General features: G+C 71.4%; 17 protein-coding genes and 1 pseudogene. 10 read left to right on the top strand and 8 right to left on the bottom strand.

Features of this window, described 5'->3' with window-relative positions; all coding sequences use genetic code 11:
• Positions 1-39: 39 nt before the first annotated feature.
• Positions 40-2,217 carry an acyl-CoA dehydrogenase family protein gene (locus FL583_RS25875; protein WP_142707425.1) on the bottom strand — a complete coding sequence of 726 codons (2,178 nt, stop codon included), beginning with the start codon at positions 2,215-2,217 and terminating at the stop codon, positions 40-42.
• Positions 2,218-2,323: 106 nt separating this feature from the next.
• Between FL583_RS25875 and FL583_RS25870 the strand changes: the two genes are divergently transcribed.
• The 4 genes from FL583_RS25870 to FL583_RS25855 all read left to right on the top strand — a co-directional run bounded on the left by FL583_RS25870 (position 2,324) and on the right by FL583_RS25855 (position 6,908).
• Complete coding sequence (locus FL583_RS25870; protein WP_205752462.1) at positions 2,324-3,946, top strand: class I adenylate-forming enzyme family protein; 1,623 nt, start codon at positions 2,324-2,326, stop codon at positions 3,944-3,946.
• A gap of 229 nt (positions 3,947-4,175) precedes the next feature.
• Positions 4,176-5,075 carry a hypothetical protein gene (locus tag FL583_RS25865; RefSeq protein ID WP_142707424.1) on the top strand — a complete coding sequence of 300 codons (900 nt, stop codon included), beginning with the start codon at positions 4,176-4,178 and terminating at the stop codon, positions 5,073-5,075.
• A gap of 174 nt (positions 5,076-5,249) precedes the next feature.
• Positions 5,250-5,948, top strand: coding sequence for an MMPL family transporter (locus tag FL583_RS25860; RefSeq protein WP_142707423.1), 699 nt, complete (start codon positions 5,250-5,252; stop codon positions 5,946-5,948).
• Positions 5,949-5,978: 30 nt separating this feature from the next.
• Positions 5,979-6,908 (top strand): NADP-dependent oxidoreductase, encoded by a 930-nt coding sequence (locus FL583_RS25855; protein ID WP_170323869.1) that lies wholly within the window; start codon positions 5,979-5,981, stop codon positions 6,906-6,908.
• Here the strand turns inward: FL583_RS25855 and FL583_RS25850 are convergent.
• Together FL583_RS25850 and FL583_RS25845 are read right to left on the bottom strand one after the other, a co-directional pair.
• A complete protein-coding gene (locus FL583_RS25850; RefSeq protein WP_276611639.1) occupies positions 6,877-7,179 on the bottom strand; it encodes a winged helix-turn-helix transcriptional regulator in 303 nt (100 codons plus the stop codon). The genes FL583_RS25855 and FL583_RS25850 overlap by 32 nt on opposite strands.
• 92 nt (positions 7,180-7,271) lie before the next feature.
• Positions 7,272-7,847: an NADPH-dependent FMN reductase gene (locus tag FL583_RS25845; RefSeq protein ID WP_142707421.1), complete on the bottom strand. Its 576-nt coding sequence runs from the start codon at positions 7,845-7,847 to the stop codon at positions 7,272-7,274.
• 104 nt (positions 7,848-7,951) lie between these two features.
• On the opposite strand from FL583_RS25845, the gene FL583_RS25840 reads away from it, so the two are divergent.
• Positions 7,952-8,536: a MarR family winged helix-turn-helix transcriptional regulator gene (locus tag FL583_RS25840; protein WP_170323868.1), complete on the top strand. Its 585-nt coding sequence runs from the start codon at positions 7,952-7,954 to the stop codon at positions 8,534-8,536.
• A gap of 52 nt (positions 8,537-8,588) precedes the next feature.
• On the opposite strand, the gene FL583_RS25835 is transcribed toward FL583_RS25840, so the two are convergent.
• Complete coding sequence (locus FL583_RS25835; protein WP_142707420.1) at positions 8,589-10,100, bottom strand: catalase; 1,512 nt, start codon at positions 10,098-10,100, stop codon at positions 8,589-8,591.
• Positions 10,101-10,208: 108 nt separating this feature from the next.
• On the bottom strand, positions 10,209-11,663 hold the full coding sequence (locus FL583_RS25830; RefSeq protein ID WP_205752460.1) for an MFS transporter: 1,455 nt from the start codon (positions 11,661-11,663) through the stop codon (positions 10,209-10,211).
• 119 nt (positions 11,664-11,782) lie between these two features.
• Here FL583_RS25830 and FL583_RS25825 point away from each other — a divergent pair, with 119 nt between their 5' ends.
• A complete protein-coding gene (locus tag FL583_RS25825) occupies positions 11,783-12,418 on the top strand; it encodes a TetR/AcrR family transcriptional regulator (protein WP_142707419.1) in 636 nt (211 codons plus the stop codon).
• 69 nt (positions 12,419-12,487) lie between these two features.
• On the opposite strand, the gene FL583_RS25820 is transcribed toward FL583_RS25825, so the two are convergent.
• Positions 12,488-13,399, bottom strand: coding sequence for a LacI family DNA-binding transcriptional regulator (locus FL583_RS25820; RefSeq protein ID WP_142707418.1), 912 nt, complete (start codon positions 13,397-13,399; stop codon positions 12,488-12,490).
• A 55-nt stretch (positions 13,400-13,454) separates the two neighbouring features.
• On the opposite strand from FL583_RS25820, the gene FL583_RS25815 reads away from it, so the two are divergent.
• The 4 genes from FL583_RS25815 (at position 13,455) to FL583_RS25800 (ending at position 16,723) form a co-directional block, all read left to right on the top strand.
• On the top strand, positions 13,455-14,300 hold the full coding sequence (locus FL583_RS25815) for a mycofactocin-coupled SDR family oxidoreductase (protein WP_142707417.1): 846 nt from the start codon (positions 13,455-13,457) through the stop codon (positions 14,298-14,300).
• A 186-nt stretch (positions 14,301-14,486) separates the two neighbouring features.
• The gene (locus tag FL583_RS25810) at positions 14,487-14,897 is read left to right on the top strand and encodes a MerR family transcriptional regulator (protein WP_142707416.1); all 411 of its coding nucleotides are present in this window, start codon (positions 14,487-14,489) and stop codon (positions 14,895-14,897) included.
• Positions 14,897-15,838, top strand: a complete 942-nt coding sequence (locus FL583_RS25805; RefSeq protein WP_142707415.1) for an NAD-dependent epimerase/dehydratase family protein — start codon at positions 14,897-14,899, stop codon at positions 15,836-15,838. Before FL583_RS25810 ends, FL583_RS25805 begins: the two co-directional genes overlap by 1 nt.
• On the top strand, positions 15,839-16,723 hold the full coding sequence (locus FL583_RS25800; protein ID WP_142707414.1) for an alpha/beta fold hydrolase: 885 nt from the start codon (positions 15,839-15,841) through the stop codon (positions 16,721-16,723).
• Positions 16,724-16,744: 21 nt separating this feature from the next.
• Here the strand turns inward: FL583_RS25800 and FL583_RS25795 are convergent, their stop codons facing one another.
• Positions 16,745-18,358 carry a peroxidase family protein gene (locus tag FL583_RS25795; protein ID WP_170323867.1) on the bottom strand — a complete coding sequence of 538 codons (1,614 nt, stop codon included), beginning with the start codon at positions 18,356-18,358 and terminating at the stop codon, positions 16,745-16,747.
• Positions 18,359-18,524: 166 nt separating this feature from the next.
• Positions 18,525-18,790, bottom strand: a pseudogene (locus tag FL583_RS40340) (dienelactone hydrolase); the annotation flags it as partial.

Raw genomic sequence — 18,790 nt, 5'->3', positions numbered from 1 at the left:
CGGTACTCGGAGTCTCCTTCTACTCGTCACCCCGGCGGGTCAGCCGCGGGGTAGCTTCAGCACGCGCTCGGCGATGACGTTGAGCTGGATCTCCACCGTTCCGCCCCCGATCAGCTGGGCGGGCGCGCCGAGCTCCAGCCGGGCCACGTCGGCCGGCCCGCCGCTGCGCACGGCGGCCTCCGGCCCGCCGAGCGCGAACGTCTGGTCGGCCGCGTCCCGGTGCAGCTGGGCACTGGCCACCTTGGCGACGCTGGCTCCCGCGCCGGGCTGCTGCCCGGCCAGCCGGCGCAGTGTCTCCCGGAGCGTCAGCGCGCCGAGCGCGTTCCCGTAGGCGGCGGTCCGGCCCAGGGCGGCGATCGCGTCCGACCGGCTGCCCGCGTAGAGGTTCTTGGTGATCAGGTCGCGGAGCGGCTCCTCGTCGCGGCTTCCCAGCGTCGAAGAGATCGAGGTCCGCTCGTTCCCGAGCGTCGTCATCGTCAGCCGCCACCCGTCGCCGGGCGCGCCGACGACACCGTCGTCGGGGACGAACACCCCGGTCAGGAACACCTCGTTGAATTCCGACGCTCCGGTGGCCTGCCGCAGCGGGCGCACGTCGACGCCGTCGGCGCGCATGTCGACGAGGAAGTAGCTGATGCCCTTGTGCTTGGGAGCGTCCGGGTCGGTGCGGGCCAGGCAGATCCCCCAGTCGGCCTGGTGGGCGCCGGAGTTCCAGACCTTCTGCCCGTCCAGCCGCCAGCCGCCGTCGACCTTGACGGCTTTCGTGGACAGGCCGGCCAGGTCGGAGCCCGCGCCGGGCTCGCTGAACAGCTGGCACCAGACGAGCTCGCCGCGCAGCGTCGGGCCGGCGAAGCGTTCGGCCTGCTCGGGGGTGCCGTGGGCGAGGATCGTCGGCATCGCCCACTCGCCGATGACCGTGCTCGGCGGGGTGTAGCTCCTGCGGGCGAACTCCTCGGCGATCGTGAGCTGCTGGGCCGGGGTGGCGCCGAGACCGTACGGCGCGGGCCAGTGCGGGGAGATCAGCCCGGCGTCGGCGAGGAACCGGCGCCGGGCGTTGCCGTCCTCCGGGAGGTCGAGAGCGGTGTCGATCGTGGCGCCGATCGCTCGGCGGAAGTCCGAGTCCTCGTCGGCCAGCACGACGCTCGCCGACCGCCGGTGATCGAGCGCGGCCTCGCCTAGGTCGGCCAGCCAGGTGCCGGGCGGGCCGGTCAGCGCGGCCAGGCTCATCGCCCGCCGCCAGTACAGGTGGACGTCGTGCTCCCAGGTGAAGCCGATGCCGCCGAACAGCGTCACGGCTTCGAGGCACGCGTCCACGGCCCGGCCCAGCGCGACGACGGCCGCGCTGCCGACCGCGAGCCGTTGCTGGTCGGCGTCCTGGTCGAGGCTGCGGACGGCGTCCCAGGCCGCGGCGGCGGCGAGCTCGGCCGCGACGAACAGCCGCGCGGTCTTGTGCTTGACCGCCTGGAACGATCCGATCGGCCGGCCGAACTGCTCACGCACCTGCGCGTACTCGACGACCGAGCGGACGCACCACGACATCACCCCGGCGGTCTCGGCCGCGGACAGCGCGGTGACCAGGTGACGCACGTCGGCGAGCTCGCCCAGTTCGGCGCCGGCCGGCACCGCGACCTCGTCCAGGTACAGGCGTCCGATGTCCCGGGTCAGGTCGACGCCCTCCTCGGCGACCCGCTCGACGCCGTCGGCGTCCGGGTCGAGCCGCAGCCAGACCGTTCCGCTGCCGGTCTCCGCGCCCACCACGAGGACGTCGGCGGCGAGCAGGCCGAGGACCGGCGCGGACTGCCCACCGAGCACCCAGCCGCCGGCCGACGGGGTCGCGGTGAGGTTGCTCCCGGGCTGGACCAGCGCGGCCATCGCCCCGCGGACGAGCAGGTCGAGCAGGTCGTCGCGGGCCGGGCCTTCGGGCGTGCGCGACACCACGGCCGACGTCAGCACCGTCGGGACGAACGGGCCCGGGAGCAGGCCGCGGCCGACCGCGTCGAGGACGACCGCGAGGTCGCCGAGGCCGCCGCCCTGGCCGCCGTGGGACTCCGGGAGGTGCACGGCGTGCAGGCCCTGCGCGACCAGCGCGCGCCAGTGGTCGGGCCGCTCGCCGGCCGCGAACGAGTCCAGGTCCGCGCGGGTGCGCGACGCGTACCGCGCCACGAATCCCTCGACGGCGGCGCTGAGTTCCTGCTGCTCCTCGGTCAACGCGATGGCCATGCCGCTCCTTCGTGCGCCCGGTGTTTCGCCATTGAAAATAGACTTCGGTTTCAATATTGTCGATAACCATTGGTCGTCCTCCCCGCTCCCCTCGGAAGGACCAGCAATGGCGCTGCTCGCGAACGACCTCGACCGATTCCCCGCCGACCTGAGATCCGGGCTGCTCGCGCCCGACAGCCCGTTCGAGCTCGTCCGCGACGACGTGCGCGGGGTGCCGATGACGGTGTTCGCGCGTCGTCACCCCCATCTTCCCGCAGTGCTGCTGGCCGCGGCCGAGCAGCACTCCGACCGTCCGTATCTGGTGTTTCCGGACCGGCAGCTGACCTACAAGGAGGCCGTCGACCGGATCCCGGCGGTGGCCGCCGTCCTGCGGGACGTCTACGGGGTGGGGCGGGGCGACCGGGTCGCGGTCGTCGGACCGAACAGCCTGGAGTACGCGCTGACGCTGTGGGCGGTGGCCTGGCTGGGCGCGATCAGCGTCGGTCTGAACGGCTGGTGGACCGGCGCGGAGATGCGTCACGGCCTGGCCGTGGCGCAGCCACGGGTGCTCGTGGGCGAGCCGAGGCAGCTCGACCGCCTGACCGAGGACCCGGGCCTGCCGACCGTCACCTTCGGCGAGGTGTTCTCGCAGCTCGGACGGGCCGCCGCACCGCTGGACCCGGAGCTCGGCGAGGACGATCCGGTCGCGATCCTGTTCACCAGCGGGACGACCGGGCGCCCGAAGGGCGCGACGATCACCCACCGGGGCCTGGTCAACTTCGCCCAGGACTCGCAGTTCCGCGGGGCCGCCGACGCGCTGCTGGCCGGCCGGGAGACGCCCTCGTCGCCGCCGGTCTCGCTGCTGGTAGGGCCGTTCTTCCACATCTCCGGGATCGGACCGCTGCTGGCCGGCGGCCCGTTCAACGGGATGACGATGGTGTTCCCGCCGCGCGGGCGCTGGGACCCGCTGGTCCATCTGTCGCTGACCGCGCGGTACGGGGTCACGCAGTGGTCGGGGGTGCCGACGCAGCTGCTGCGGCTGCTGCGCCATCCGGCTCTGGCCTCCTACGACGTGAGCACCCTGCGGACGATCGGGTTCGGCGGCGCGCCGATGTCGTCCGAGCTGGCCGCGCTGCTGGGGTCGGTGATCCCCGGGGCGCGGCCGGCCATGGGGTTCGGGATGAGCGAGACCTGCGGGCAGGGCACCAACATCGCCGGTGAGCTGCTGGTGGACAACCCGCAGTCGATCGGGTACGCGACGCCGACGTCCGAGGTGCGGGTGCTCTCCGAGGGCGACGAGGTCGGCGAGATCGCGATCCGCTGCCCGAGCGGGTTCCTGGGCTACTGGGGCGACCCGGCCGCGACCGCGGCGGTGCTCGACGCCGACGGCTGGTACCGCACCGGCGACTACGGCCGGATCCTCGGCGGCATGCTGCAGCTGGAGTCGCGGTTGCGCGACATGATCATCCGCGGCGGCGAGAACATCTACCCGATCGAGATCGAGAACCGGCTGTCCGAGCATCCGGCGATCCTGGACGCGGCGGTGATCGGGGTGCCGCACGACGATCTGGGCCAGGAGGTGCTGGCGGTGGTCGTGTCGTCGCTCAGCGCGCGGGAGGTCCGGGAGTGGGTGGGGCTGACCCTGGCGCCTTACAAGGTGCCCGCCCACGTCCGGTTCGTCGACGCGCTGCCGTACTCGGCGACCGGGAAGCTGCTCAAGCGGGAACTGGAGCGATCCCTGGGCGGCTGAGCCCGGCGGCGGCAATTCCGTAGTTCGGCGCCACTGACGACCCCGCCTCATTGACGATCAGGACTACGGTTGAACGGTGCACGCAGCGAATTGGATCGCTCTGGCCGCTGTCTTAGCTGCGCTTCTGGGAAGCGGAATCACCTGGTACGTGAATCGGTATCGCAGACCGAAGATCAGGCCAGTCGTTCGTACCAATGGCCTCCGCGTCGACGGATATCCGCACCTCGATGTGAGCGGGATCGACACCCCGCAGGGGACTTTCGGCCAAACGCCGCCGACGATAGACGTCCGTCTCGTCAATTCCGGAACCGGCACGGCGCTCATCGTCGGCTGCGATGTGGAGGTCGTCTGGGCCCGCCGGTTCACGCACGTTCGGCCGCCGGTCGCGAAGGACGACAGGAGCGGTGCAGCTCTCCTCCCTCCGTCCGCCCACTACACGGTTTTGCTGCCGAGTCCGGAGAAGGCGGTCGGTCGATCGTTCGCCGGCGCGAAGGCCGCTCCGCACCCCTTGGAGCGCGCTGTTCGAGGGTCCGACGGGCTGAACCTGTCTCACGAGTTGAAAGCCGGCGAGTCCGACCGATTCGTCATCAGGGCCGAAGTAGAACCGCACGGGGGCGGAACGCTGTTCGACCACGCCATGCCCGGTGACGACCGCTTGGCCTACCAGGTGCGGTTGTTGATCAGTTACCTCGGCGGCCGCAAAACACAGCGTCTCGCCACCGATAAGGTGGGCATCGTCTCGCCCGCCAATGAACTCCGTTTTCCGGCGCCCGGAGAGGTTCGGCTACTCATCGACCGATTTCGGCGAGAGGTTTCCGAGACCGAGAGTGAGATCGATGCGGCGAGGCTCGAAGCCGGCAACGAGCCGTTCGATTGGGCGCGATTGCGGAGCTCGGATGCGCTCGATGTCAAAGCCTTGTCCGACGCCCTCGGCGGGCGCCAGTCGCTGACTTCCGCCTTCCTGCGCCCCGATGACGCGGTCCGCGAGTTCCTGGATGTGTTGGAAGAGTTCTGCCGTTCGGTCTTGACCGAGATGCCACGGGGGTCCGATCTCGCGGACGTGTTCTCGGCCCCCGCCGGCCGGGCCCTGACCGAGGTTCACGAAGTTCGCGCCGAGGAGTTCGGATGAGCTCTGTCGTGCGAATCAGGCGAAGTGGCGGCGGTCAGCCGGCCGGCCGCAGTTCCGGGGGGCCTCGTACTCCTCCGGGAGTACGGCGGACTGACCGCTCCGCGCCGACGACCCGGCACCGGGTCGGGGGCGACGCTTCGGTGCGTCGCATCCCGCTCCGACCGGAGAGAACCCGTGAAGATCGCCGACCGCTACGGTCCGTGGGTCACGGTCGCCGCCTGGAGGGACAGCCTGCCGACGCCTCCGGACGAGGACCTCCAGGTGGTGTACCACCGGGACGGCGGGGTCACGGCGTCCGACCGGGCGGCCGCCGAGCGGCACCTCCGCACTCTGACCGCCGAGTTCGCCAGCGGCCCGCCGCAGAGCGTCGACCCGCCGGGCGGCTCGCCGCGGAGCGTCCAGATCTCGACAGACGGAACCGCGATGGTGGTGCGCGTTCCGGTCGGCCGGCCGGGCGGAGACGCGGTGCCGAAGGCCCGCGCGTTGGTGGCCGACCATCCGGCCGGTCTGACCGTCGCGGTCACCGGACCGGCTGCGCTCGGCGCCGACCTCGACGCGGTGTTCGACGGGATCGACGGGACGTTGCTGCTGATCACCGGTCTCGTGGTGGCGGCGCTGCTGGTGCTGCTCGGACGCCGGGTGTTCTGGCCGCGCATCCCGGTCTTCGGCCACTCCGGGCCGGAGCCGCGTCGGTGGGCCGCGCTCGGCCGGGGGCTGGCACGGCGCCCGCTCGTGGCCACCGTCGGGGCGACCGTGCTGCTCGAGGTGCTGGCGGCCGGCCTGGCGAGCTCCGAGCGGCGGACGGCCTCACGGGAGACGCCGCGGGTCACCCTACTGGAACACTCCGAACGAACATCGATGTGCGTTTTGTAGGCGATCGAAATGCGATGCATCATTGCGCCCATGTTCGCTCAAGTCATTTCCCGCTACGGCGATCACGACGTCCTCGAATACACCGAGATCCCCACCCCCACACCCGGCCCCGGCGAAATCCGCATCCGCGTCGCCTACGTGGCTCTCAATGCCATCGAATGGAAGATCCGTTCCGGCCTCCTGGCCGACATCCTCCCCCAGAACTTCCCGGTGATTCTCGGGAACGAGATCTCCGGAATCGTCGACCACGTCGGAGACGGCGACCACGACTTCCGCGTCGGCGACCGGGTGGCCGGGTTCGTGCGCGGCGGCGGCGACGCCGAGTACGTGCTCACCACGCCGAATCGGGTCGCGATCGTGCCCGACGAATTACCGCTGCGGAACGCCGTGACGATCCCGCAGGGCGTCGAGACGGCTCGCCGGGCGTTGGCCGAGCTCGCCGTCAGCGCAGGGGAAACAGTGCTGGTCAACGGGGCCGCCGGCGCGGTGGGCAGCGCCGCCGTCCAGCTCCTCGCCGGGTCCGGAACGAAAGTCGTCGGCACCGCGCGGCCGGAGAACCACGCCTACCTCCGCCGGCTCGGCGCGACCCCGATCGAATACGGCGACGCGATGCTCGACCAGCTCGCCACCGTCGCTCCGGACGGCGTCGATCGGGCGCTCGACTGCGGTGGCCGCGGATTCGTCCGCCGGATCCTTCCGCTGGTCCCGGCCAACAGAATCCTCACCGTCGTGGATCTCGACGCCCCGGCACTGGGCGTCCCGATCACGATGGGGCCGGGCCCGCTCGAATTGTTCGCCGACTCGTTCCGCGACGTACTCCCTCGGGCCGCCGCGAACGAATTCGCCACGGAGATCGCCGCCGAATTTCCGCTCCGCGAACTCGCCGAGGCCCAGAAAATGAATGAGCACGGCCACTTCCGCGGCAAGATCATCGTCCGGGTCGGCGCGCCCGATCAATAGCCGAATGGTGGTCGGACACCCAGCGCACCAGCCCGGCCGCCGCGTCGAGAAGCGACTTTCCCAGCGGCGTCAGGGAGTACTCGACCCGCGGCGGCATCTCGGCGAACGAGGCCCGGCTGATCAGGCCGTCCTCCCCCAGCCGGTGCAACGTGAGCGTGAGCATGCGCTGCGAGATCCCGGTCAGCACCTGCTCCAGCTCGCGGTACCGACGCGGGCCGCCGTCCAGATGCGCGAGCACGAGCAGGGGCCACCGGCCTCCGACCGTGTCCAGAATCCGCCGGACGAACTCGCCGTTCTCGACCGGCAGCTGCCCGCAGTCCTCCGCACCGGCCGTTCCCGGCCGGGCGGAGTGCTGGGGAGTGATCAGGCTCCGACCGCGGCCGGCGTGCGGACCGCCTCGAGCGCGTTGCTCCAGGCCACCGTCTGGTCGAGCAGGGTGCCCAGCGCCTGGGCCAGGTAGTCGGTCGGCTTGAACACGCTGAAGTTCTCGAACTCGGTGAGCAGCGAGACCGTCACCTGCTGGCGGACGTCGGCGATCTGGAGCTCGCCGAGGATGAGCCGCAGCTGCTCGGCCGCGCGCGCACCACCGACCGCGCCGTAGGACACGACGCCGGCGGCCTTGTTGTTCCACTCCGCGTAGAGGTAGTCGATCGCGTTCTTCAGGACGCCCGAGACGCTGTGGTTGTACTCCGGAGTGACGAAGACGTAGCCGTCGAACGACGCGATCTTCGCGGCCCACTCCTTGGTGTGGTCGTTCTGGTACTGCCCGGCCGACGGCGGGATGGGCTCGTCGAGGTGCGGCAGCGGGAAGTCACGCAGATCGACCAGCTCGTACTCGGCGTCCCCACGCTGCGAGGCGATGTCGAGCACCCACTTGGCGACCTGCTCGCCGTTGCGGTTGGGACGGGTGCTGCCCAGGATGATCCCGATACGGGTCATGACGCGTTGTCTCCTGCTGAGGGGTCGGTTTACTTGCCGCTTCAAGCAAATCTGGAAGTACTTGCTTTGTCAAGCAACCACTCCGTCGCAGTAGTATTCCTCACGTGACGACCGACGCGCCCGTGCCGCTCGACCCGTCCGAGGAGGCGTTCGTCCGCGCCTTCGGCCGGGCGATCCTCACGGTCCCGCGCGTGTTCGACGCCGACCTGCTGCGTGAGCAGGGCATGTCACTGAGCGAGTACTCGGCGCTCATGCAGCTGTCGGAGGCCCCGAACCGGCGGCTCCGGATGACCGAGCTGGCCGCCCGCTGCGCGCTCTCGCTGAGCGGGATGTCCCGCATCGTGTCGCGGCTCGAGGGCACCGGGGCGGTCGAGCGGGTACGAGCCTGCGACGACGGCCGCGGCTGGACCGCCGTGCTCACCGACGCCGGCCTGGCCCGTCTCGAGACCGCCTGGCCCACCCACCTGGCGAGCGTCCGTCGTCATCTGCTCGCGCACGTGACGCCCGAGGACCTGCCGGCCTTCGCCGCCGCCGCCGAACGCTTCGCCGGCGGCGACGCCGCCGCCCGCGCCGCCACCGACCCGTGCGCCACGCCGGGCGACGCGTGCGCCGGCCCAACCGCCGAGACCGGCCCGTGCGACGGCCCTCCGGCCGTCCAGGTCTGCCTCGAGGCCGAATCCGACTGCTGACGCCGGACGCGCGACGACGCCCCCGCAGCTGCGGGGGCGTCGCGCGGTGGGCTTACGCCTTGGCCTGGGCGCTGGACCGGGCCGGGTTGCCCTGGTCCGCCGCCTTCGGGTCCTTCTCCGACTGCTTGGCCCGCACGCCGGCCTCGACCCGGTCTCCCAGGCCCTTGTCGACGTTGTGCCAGTACTCGAACGCGCGCACCAGCACCGGCTCGCTCACCCCGTTGAGCAGGTGGCCGACGATGTTGTCCACCAGCCGCGCCCGCTCGTCGTCCGACAGCACGTCCCGGACCATCGTCCCGGCCTGGCCCCAGTCGTCGTCCTCCGGGCGCAGCGTGTACGCGCTGCGCACGAGGTCGCCGTCGGCGTACCAGGTGCCGCCGTCGTCGGTCAGGGCCGGGTCGGCGGCCGGGCCGCCGTAGGAGTTCGGCGCGTAGATCGGATCCTTGCTGTTGTGGATCCGCATCGCGCCGTCCTTCGAGTACGCGTGCGTCTCGACGTGAGGCGAGTTCACCGGGATCTGCCGGTAGTTGACGCCCAACCGAGCCCGGTGGGCGTCGGAGTAGCTGAAGCCCCGGGCGAGCAGCATCTTGTCCGGCGAGAGCCCGGTGCCGGCCACGACGTTGTTCGGCTCGAACGCGGCCTGCTCCATTTCCGTGTGGTAGTCACTCACGTTGCGGTTGAGGGTGAGACGGCCGACGCCCTGCAGGGGGTAGTCGGCGTGCGGCCACACCTTCGTGAGGTCGAACGGGTTGAACCGGTAGGTCTTCGCGTCCTCGAACGGCATGATCTGCATCTTCAGCGTCCAGCTCGGGAACTCCCCGTCCCGGATGTGCTCGAACAGGTCACGCTGGTGGTAGTCGGTGTCGATCGCGGCCATCTGGTCAGCCTCGTCCTGCGTGAAGCACTCCACGCCCTGGTCGGTCTTGAAGTGGTACTTCACCCAGAACTTCTCGCCGGCCGCGTTGATCCACATGTACGTGTGGCTGGAGTAGCCGTTCATGTGGCGCCAGGTCCGCGGGATGCCCCGGTCCCCCATCAGCCAGGTCACCTGGTGGGCCGACTCCGGCGACAGCGTCCAGAAGTCCCACTGCATGTCGTGGTCGCGCAGGTTGTTGTCGACCCGGCGCTTCTGCGAGCGGATGAAGTGCTGGAACTTCATCGGGTCGCGGACGAAGAACACCGGCGTGTTGTTGCCGACGATGTCGAGGTTGCCCTCGCTGGTGTAGAACTTCACCGCGAACCCGCGCGGGTCGCGCCAGGTGTCGGGGCTGCCCCGCTCTCCCGCGACCGTCGAGAACCGGATCAGGACGTCGGTCGACGCGCCGGGCTGGAACACCGCGGCCCGGGTGAACGCGCTGACGTCCTGCGTCACCTCGAACGACCCGAACGCCCCGCCGCCCTTGGCGTGGGGCTGGCGCTCCGGAATGCGTTCCCGGTTGAAGTTCGCCATCTGCTCGATCAGGTAGTGGTCCTGGAGCAGCAGCGGACCGTTGGGCCCGACCGTCAGCGAATGCTCGTCGCTGGCGACGGGAATCCCCGCGTCCGTAGTGGTGGGCTTGGTCATACGCAGACTCCTCACGTCGTCGATTGGGATCGTCTGCCTACGTTCGTCTCCTGTCCGTCTCTGGAATGGTTCAAACAACGACGGGACGCCCCGTCGTCGTCGACGAGGTCAGTGCGCGACGGCGGCCTCGAGGCCGTCGGCCTCCTCGGCCGGGATCGCCGCGTCCGGCGTCGGACGCGTGTGCCGCGGGATGAACACCGCGATCAGCGCGCCGACGAGGGCCGCGCCCGACGCGAGCAGCAGCACGACCCGGAACGCGTTCTGCGACGGCACCGACACCGGCCCGAGCGCCACGGTCATGTTCGCGATGATCGCCCCGCCGACGGCGCTCGCGAACGACGTCCCGAGCGAGCGCATCAGCGTCGACAGGCTGTTCGCGGCCGCGGTCTCGGAGACCGGCACGGCCGCCATCACCAGGGCCGGCATCGAGCCGTAGGCGAAGCCGACGCCCGCGCCGATGATGCAGGTGCCGAGCACCAGCTGCCAGATCGCGTCCATGAACAGCGCGTCGAACCCGTACCCGGCGGCGATGATCACCGCGCCGATGATCAGCGTCAGCTTGAAGCCGCGCACCCGGGCGACCCGGGCCGCCAGCGGGGCCGCGACCAGCATCACCAGGCCGGACGGCGCCATCACCAGGCCGACGGTCAGCATGCTCTTGCCCAGCCCGTACCCGGTCGCGGTCGGCAGCTGCAGGAGCGTCGGAATGACCAGCGACATCGCGAACATCGCGAAGCCGATCCCGATCGACGCGAGGTTCGTCAGCAGCACCTGGCGCCGGGCCGTCGTCCGCAGGTCGACCAGCGGCTGAGTGGTGCGCAGCTCGTAAAAGCCCCAGGCCAGCACGACGACGACCGCGACGACGAACAGCCCGATCGTCAGACCGCTGGTCCAGCCCCAGTCGCCGCCCTTGGAGATCGCGAGCAGCAGGGAGATCAGTGCGGCGGACAGTCCCACGGCCCCCACGTAGTCGAAGCGACCGCCGGTGCGCACGGTCGAGTGCGGCACGAACGCCAGCACCAGCAGGCCGACCAGCGCGCCGACCGCGGCCGACACCCAGAACAGCGCGTGCCAGTCGGCGTGGTCGGCCAGCAGCGCGGCCGCCGGCAGCCCGAGCGCGCCGCCGATGCCGAGCGACGCGCTCATCAGCGCGGTCGCCGAGCCGAGACGCTCGGCCGGGACGGTGTCCCGCATCAGGCTGATGCCCAGCGGGATCACGCCCGCCGCCGCGCCCTGCAGGGCGCGTCCGACGATCATCGGCGTCAGGCTGTCGCTCAGCGCCCCGATCACCGACCCGACGATCATCAGGACGACGCTGAACAGCAGCATCGTGCGCTTGCCGATCATGTCGCCGAGCCGGCCGACGACCGGGGTCGCGACCGCCGCGGCCAGCAGCGTCGCGGTGATGGCCCAGGCGGCGTCGCTCGGGGCGGCGTGCAGGAGCTTCGGCAGCTCCGGGATCAACGGGATGACCAGGGTCTGCATCAGCGAGACCGAGATGCCCGCCGCGGCCAGCACGGCCACGACGAGATTCGTCCGCTCGGACCGTTCGGATGTTTGCACGACTGCGCCTTAGTGAGAGTGTTTAAATCACCTGCTTGACTACCCACATGTAATCGGTTGCTTGATACAAGCGTCAAGCTGGCCGCAGGTGTCGTGAGCCACAGCGAGGAGATGGCCGGATGGAGACGACCAGAGCGACGGCGACGCGCGAGGCGATCCTCGACGCGGCCGAGCGCCTGTTCGCCGAGCGCGGGCTCACCGTGGTGTCGAACCGTCAGGTGAGCGAAGCGGCCGGTCAGGGCAACAACGCGGCGGTGAACTACCACTTCGGCACGAAGACCGACCTGGTCCGGGCGATCCTCCGCAGGCACCACGGCCCGGTGATCGAGCGACGCCGGGCGCTGGTGGAGAGCATCCGCGGCTCGGAGGACCCCCGCGACTGGATCAGCTGCTGGGTCCGGCCCGCCACCGACTACCTGGAGTCACTCGGCGCCCCGACGTGGTTCGCCCGCTTCAGCGCGCAGCTGATGGCCGACCCGGCCTATCGCGACCTGGTCACGTCCGAGGCGCTCGAGGACCCGATCCTCACCGACGTGCTCGACGGCCTCAACCGCTGCTCGCCCCCGCTGCCGCTCGAGGTGCGGCTGCAGCGCAACTACATGACCCGGTTGCTCATCGTCGACCTGCTCGCCGAGTGCGAACGGGTGCTGGCCGAGGGCGGGCACGGCCCCTGGGTCGGCTGGTCGTCCGCCGCGTCCGGCCTGACCGACGCGCTGGTGGGCCTGTGGCTCGCGCCGGTCAGCCCGCTGCCCTGACCCGCGGATTGGCCGGTAATCGGGGCTTCGGGGTGCCTCACAACCCCGGTTTCGCGTCGATCGGCCGGGCTATGCCGACTGGCGCTCGACGACGACCGCCGCGTCGGGGGGTAGGGAACCCGGCGGGAGGCCGAGGGCTACCCGGGCGGCGCAGCGGCCGTAGGCGGCGCCGTCGATCCGGACCGTGGTCAGCGCCGGGGTCCACAGTGCCCCGTAGTCGGCGTCGTCGAAGCCGATCACCGCGAGCCGACCGGGCACCGGTACGTCCAGCTCGCGGGCGGCGGCGAGGAGGCGGATCGCGACGTCGTCGTCGAAGGCCGCTACCGCGGTGATCTCGGGATGGCCGGCGCGCAGCGCGGCCAGGCCGGCGACGGCCGACTCGCCGACCGGGAACGTGACCGGCTCGGCCAGGCCGAGGCCGGCCGCCGCCGTCCGGGCCTGCGCCGACCGCAGCTCGGCCAGCCGGGCGACGCGGGGATCCTCGGGCACCGCGAACCCGATCGCGGTGTGGCCGGTGCGCGCGAGATGGGCGATCTGGGTCAGCGTGTGCGCGGCCAGTCCGGCGATCCAGCCGCCGTCCAGCGCGTCCGGGTCCTCGCTCGCGTACAGGCCGGCCAGGTCGAGCACGGCCCGGGGCGCCGCCGCGCCGACGGCCCGGCTGAGCGATCCGCCGTACCGGACCAGCAGCGTGTGGTCGAGCCGGGTGAGCTCGGCGTCCAGCCCGTCGACGAAGCTCTCCAGCGTGGAGCGGCGCGGTAGCCGCCCGACGTTGAGGATCACGATCCGGGACGTGCCCTCGCGCAGCGCCCGGGCGATGCCGTGCGGGACGTAACCCAGCTCGTCGGCGGCCTGCCGCACCCGGGCCTGGGTGGCCGCCGGGATCGTCTGCCCGGGCACCTGGTTGAGCACGAAGCTCGCGGTGGCCGGCGAGACACCGCTGAGGCGGGCGACGTCCTTCAGCGTGACCCTCGTGCGCGGCATGGCTCTAGGGTAGCGTCCGCTAAAGCGATTTAGTGCTGGTCACAAGGAGAGTCCTATGACGGAGATTCCGGCCGCGCCGGTCCCGAACACCCCGATCGCCCGGCGTTTCGTCGGCAAGGTCGCGTTCATCACCGGCGCCGCCCGCGGGCAGGGCCGGGCCGAGGCGCTGCGCCTGGCCGCCGAGGGCGCGGACATCATCGCGCTCGACCTCTGCGCCGACATCCCGACCACCACCTACGCCGGGTCGACGCCCGAGGACCTGGCCGAGACCGTCCGGCTGGTCGAGAAGCTGGACCGGCGGATCGTGGCCCGCCAGGCCGACACCCGCGACTACGACGCGGTGAAGGCCACGGTGGACGCCGGGGTCGCCGAACTCGGCCGGCTCGACGTGGTGATCGCCAACGCGGGCATGACGACCGGTGCGCGGGCCTGGGAGATCGACGCCGAGCACTGGAAGACCACGATCGACATCAACCTGACCGGTGCGTTCCACACCGCGAAGGCCGCCATCCCGACGATGATCGAGCAGGCCACCGGCGGGTCGATCACGTTCACGAGCTCGGTCGCCGGGCTCGTCGGGCTGCCGTTCCTGGCCGACTACGTGTCGGCCAAGCACGGCGTCACCGGGCTGTCGAAGACGCTGGCCAACGAGCTGGCCGAGTACCGGATCCGGGTCAACTCGGTGCATCCGTACGGCGTGCAGACCGGGTTGGCGATGACTGAGATCAACGACCTGATCGGCGCCAACCCGGCGCTCGGGCCGCTGTACATGGGGTCGCTGCCGGACGGCATCAGTCAGGCCGACGACATCGCGGCCGCGGTCGCGTGGATCGCGTCCGACGAGGCCCGCCACGTCACCGGCATCCAGCTCCCCGTCGACCTCGGCCGCACCAACCGTTAGGGCCAACCCAGGCCGGGCCGTTCTGCACCTGGTGCGGCCGCCGCGCCGACGGATCGAAGCCCCGGGCGGCGCGGGGTCTGGCCGCCTCCGCCCGCGGCAGCGCAGGCGGGCGAACTTGGGCGAGCGCGCATCCGGCTCCCTCGTCGCTCTTGACCTGAAGCACTTCAGGTTTTGCAGAGTAGGAGCATGACATCGATCCAGGAGGTCACCCGGCGCAGCGGGCTCCCCGAGGCGACCCTCCGGTACTACGAACGCATCGGGCTGATCGCCCCGGTCCCGCGCGATCCGCAGAGCGGCCACCGCCGCTACGACGACGGCACCGTCGACACGATCGAGGCCCTGGCCTGCCTGCGCACGGCCGGGATGGGCATCGACGACATGCGCGCCTACCTGCGCGGCATGACCGACCCGAGCCACCAGCGCGAGCTGTTCGAGCGTCACTCGGCCCGGCTGGCCGACGAGATCGAGCGGCTGCAGGTCCGCCGGCGCTACCTCGACGCCAAGGTCCGGCTCTGGGCCGCCCGCGAGCGCGGCGACGTGGCCGCCGAGCAGGCCGCCATCGACGAGACCATCGCGGTCACCGGGGAGCTGCGCTGATGGCCGACGTCCTGGTCACCGGCGGCACCGGGTTCCTCGGGTCACACACCATCGCCCGCCTGCGGGAAGACGGCCACCGCGTGCGGACGACGGTCCGGTCCCTCGACCGGTCCCCCACGTTCGACCACGACGTCGACGTCGTCGAAGCGAACCTCCTCTCGGACGACGGATGGGAGCGCGCGGTCGACGGCTGCGAGTACGTGCTGCACGTCGCGTCCCCGTTCCCGGCGCGTGAGCCCGAGAACCCGGACGACGTGATCGTCCCGGCCCGGGACGGGGCGCTCCGGGTGCTCCGAGCCGCCCGGAAGGCCCGGCGGGCCGTGATGACGTCCTCGTTCGCGGCGATCGGGTACAGCGCCCCGCCGGTCGGACGCCCCTACGACGAGTCCGACTGGACCGACCCGGCCGACGACCTGCCCGCCTACGTCCGCTCGAAGACGATCGCCGAACGCGCGGCCTGGGACTACGCGCACGACGACGGGCTCGAACTCGTCGTGATCAACCCGACCGGCATCTTCGGGCCGGCCCTGCACCCGTCGCTCTCGGCGTCGGTCGGCATGGTCGCGGCGATGCTCCAGGGCGCGCTCCCGACCGTCCCCAAGTCGTCGTTCGGGATCGTCGACGTGCGGGACGTGGCCGACGCGCACGTGCGCGCGATGACCGCGCCGGCCGCGGCCGGCCGGCGCTACCTGGCGACGGCGGCCGCGCCGGACGATCCGTACCTCGGCGCGCAGGCGAGCTACCTGGAGATCGCGCGGATCCTCCGCGACCGGTACCCGGAGCTCGCCGACCGGCTCCCGGCGGCCGAGGCCGACGGGCCGGACGTGACGCCGAAGCAGCTGCGGATCGCGCGGATCCGCACCGAGCTGGGCTGGAACCCGCGGCCTCCGGAGGAGGCGATCCTGGCGACGGCGGAGAGCCTGATGCGGTTGAGTAGTTGAGTGACCGACCCTCTGCACCACGTCCGCGCCGGAGTCCTCGACGTCGCCTACGAACGGCGCGGCGACCCGGACGGCCCGCCGGTGGTCCTGCTGCACGGCTTCCCGTACGACGTGCGGTCGTTCGACCGGGTGACGCTCCCCGAGGCCGACGTGATCGTGCCCTACCTGCGGGGCTACGGGCCGACCCGGTTCCTCGACGCCGGGACCGTCCGCTCGGGTCAGCAGGCCGCGCTGGCCCACGACCTGCTGACGCTGATCGACGCCCTCGGGCTCGACCGGCCGGTGGTGGCCGGGTACGACTGGGGCGGGCGCGCGGCCTGCCTGGTCGCCGCGCTGTGGCCGGACCGGGTGCGCGGGCTGGTCACCGCGAACGGCTACAACGTCCAGGACATCGCCGGGTCGGACGCCCCGACGCATCCGGCGTCGGAGCGGCGGCTCTGGTACCAGTACTACCTGCACGGCGAGCGCGGGGTCCGCGGGCTGACCCGGTACCGCGCCGAGTACGCCCGGCTGCTGTGGAGCGAGTGGTCGCCGACCTGGTCGTTCACCGACGCCGAGTTCGCGGCCACCGCGCCGTCGTTCGACAACGCCGACTACGTCGACGTCGTCGTGCACTCCTACCGGCACCGGTTCGGCCTCGTCGACGGGGACCCCGCGTACGCGGCCACCGAGGACGCGATCGCGAAACTGCCGCGGATCGACGTCCCCACGATCGTTCTGGACGGGGAGCACGACACCGTGCGCCCGCCCCAGCCGCGCAGCGCGCACGAGCGGAAGTTCTCGTCGTTGGTGGACTACCGGGTGCTGGACGCGGAGCACAACGTGCCCCAGGAGGCGCCGGAGGAGTTCGCGCGGGCCGTCGCCGACCTGTGCCGTCCGTCCTGACGGACGGCACAGTGGCGGGAACTACGGCCGGACCGGGAAGACGCCGGCCACCCGGAACAGGTCCTTGATCGTGCGGACGCCCCGGCCGTCGGACAGCCGGACGCCGTCCTCCGGCACCCAGCCGGGCTGGACGTTGAGGTACGAGCCCGGGTCGAGGCGCAGCTGGCCGACGAGCGTCTGGGCGACGATCGTGCTGCCCACCTCGCCCAGCGAGTTGCCGCCGGCCCGGACCTCGGCCTCCTTGAGCAGGTAGAACCAGAGCGGGGTCCGCTCGAGGAAGCCGCCCTTCTGCAGCGCGACCGCGACCTTGCTGGTCGTGTCGTGCAGCAGCTCGTCCTCGGTGAGCGCGTCGAGGCCGAGCTCGGCTGCGACCGCCTGGCCGGTGGGCAGCGACAGCAGGTACCCGCGCCGGAGGTTGCGCACAGCCAGGTGCTTGAGGACGTGGGCCACCGTCGGCGACGGCGGCGGGTCGATGCCGGCGATCTGGTTCTTCATGTCGAACAGCGGGTCGGCGAGGTTCGTGTCGATCCGCCGGGAGAACCGGTCGGGGAACCGCGGGTCGAACTCGGTGAACCGGTCCCACTCGACGATCCAGTTCGACGGGAGCTTCGTCGCGGTCGCCGCCGGAAGGAAGCCGCCGGTGCCGGTGAACTGGAACAGCTGGGCGAAGGTCGCGCCGGCCGCCGCACCGCGCCCGAAGTTGCGGTTGAAGTCGTACACCGCGCGGACCATGCTGTGCCCGAACCGGAAGCCGGCCGTCGCGAACTCCAGCGGCATGAACGTCGGCTCGTCGTCGCCGCGCTGGCCGACCGCGGTCACCAGCAGGTTGGCCGGGTCGGACAGCACCTTGTCGACGACGCCGGGCAGCGCGATCGTCGGCAGGTAGTCGTGCAGGACGATCCACTGGTAGTGCCAGCGGACCAGCCGCTGCGCCTCGGTGAACACGTCCTCGTCGGTGGCTTCCGGGCCGGAACCGGCGCGGACCTGGGCGACGACCGCGTTGTGGAAGCGCAGGAACGCGACGTGCAGCTGGGCGATGATCAGGTTCTCGTCGTTGCGGCCGTCGCCGATGCGGGCCACGCGCTTCTCGGCCGGGGTGGCGCCGGTGGGGGTGCGGGGCAGGTCGCGGTCGAGGTCGCCCTCGAGCGGGATCTTCTTGGCGATGTTCTGACCGAGCTTCTGGACCTGGCCGACCTTGAGCTTGATGCCGTCGTAGAAGTCCTGGGCCGCGGTCGGGTCGTCCGGATCGAACGTCGGGCCGTCGCCGTAGAGCGAGTCCAGGTTCAGCGCCGGGAAGCGGGCGTTGTGGAGCTTCTGGACGATGAGGTCCGGGTCGGCCGGGTGCAGGTTGTCGTCGGTGACCGTGCCGACGTCCGGGTTGTCGCGGTCGGTGGCCGCGGTGAGGTCGTGGTCGACGAACTGACCGAGGTACGTGTAGACGGCCGGGATCGTCGAGTCGTTGCTCTCACCGAACTCGCCGAACGCCGGGTTGACGTCGGCCATCGCCTCGCCGAGCGCGGTCAGGTTCGCGACGACGGTGGGCGGGTCGTCGACGGGTAGGTGCTTGTCGGCGTCCTTGACCAGGTTCGGGAACAGGTAGCCGAACGTGGTGGTGTTCTCCAGGTCGTCGGTCACGGTCACTGCGCCGTGCCGGAGACCGGTCAGGATTTGCCCGATGGCAGAGTGGCGGCGAGCGCCGTCACGGTTCGGGAGCGCCATCTCTTTCTCCTCCAGGGCTCGAATGTGGATGCTCCGAGGGTGTCGGGCTCGCCCGCTTTCTTCTACCGGGCTACCACTGCACTCAGACGAGCGGGAGCGCCGTCGCTAGCGGCCAGGCGACGACGAGCGCGCCGACCGGGGCGATGAGCCAGGCCGGGGCGCCGAAGCGTCGGAGGATGACGCTCCAGATCGCCTGCCAGAGGAAGAGCACGGCGAGCAGCGGGACGATGAGCAGCAGGAATCCCGAGGTGAGGCCGAGACCGCCGGCCACCGTGAGCGCGATCGTCGCGACCGCGGACACGGCCAGGCCGTTGAGCCCTGCGACGCGCGCGCCGCGGTCGGCGGGGG

The organism is Cryptosporangium phraense, from assembly GCF_006912135.1.
GTDB lineage: Bacteria > Actinomycetota > Actinomycetes > Mycobacteriales > Cryptosporangiaceae > Cryptosporangium > Cryptosporangium phraense.
This window is presented reverse-complemented; position numbering and strand designations above follow the sequence as displayed.

Coding starts and splice junctions, on each gene's coding strand:
- FL583_RS25875 (WP_142707425.1), bottom strand. CDS start 2,217: ATGGCCATCGCGTTGACCGAGGAGCAGCAGGAACTCAGCGCCGCCGTC.
- FL583_RS25870 (WP_205752462.1), top strand. CDS start 2,324: ATGGCGCTGCTCGCGAACGACCTCGACCGATTCCCCGCCGACCTGAGA.
- FL583_RS25855 (WP_170323869.1), top strand. CDS start 5,979: ATGTTCGCTCAAGTCATTTCCCGCTACGGCGATCACGACGTCCTCGAA.
- FL583_RS25845 (WP_142707421.1), bottom strand. CDS start 7,847: ATGACCCGTATCGGGATCATCCTGGGCAGCACCCGTCCCAACCGCAAC.
- FL583_RS25835 (WP_142707420.1), bottom strand. CDS start 10,100: ATGACCAAGCCCACCACTACGGACGCGGGGATTCCCGTCGCCAGCGAC.
- FL583_RS25825 (WP_142707419.1), top strand. CDS start 11,783: ATGGAGACGACCAGAGCGACGGCGACGCGCGAGGCGATCCTCGACGCG.
- FL583_RS25820 (WP_142707418.1), bottom strand. CDS start 13,399: ATGCCGCGCACGAGGGTCACGCTGAAGGACGTCGCCCGCCTCAGCGGT.
- FL583_RS25815 (WP_142707417.1), top strand. CDS start 13,455: ATGACGGAGATTCCGGCCGCGCCGGTCCCGAACACCCCGATCGCCCGG.
- FL583_RS25810 (WP_142707416.1), top strand. CDS start 14,487: ATGACATCGATCCAGGAGGTCACCCGGCGCAGCGGGCTCCCCGAGGCG.
- FL583_RS25805 (WP_142707415.1), top strand. CDS start 14,897: ATGGCCGACGTCCTGGTCACCGGCGGCACCGGGTTCCTCGGGTCACAC.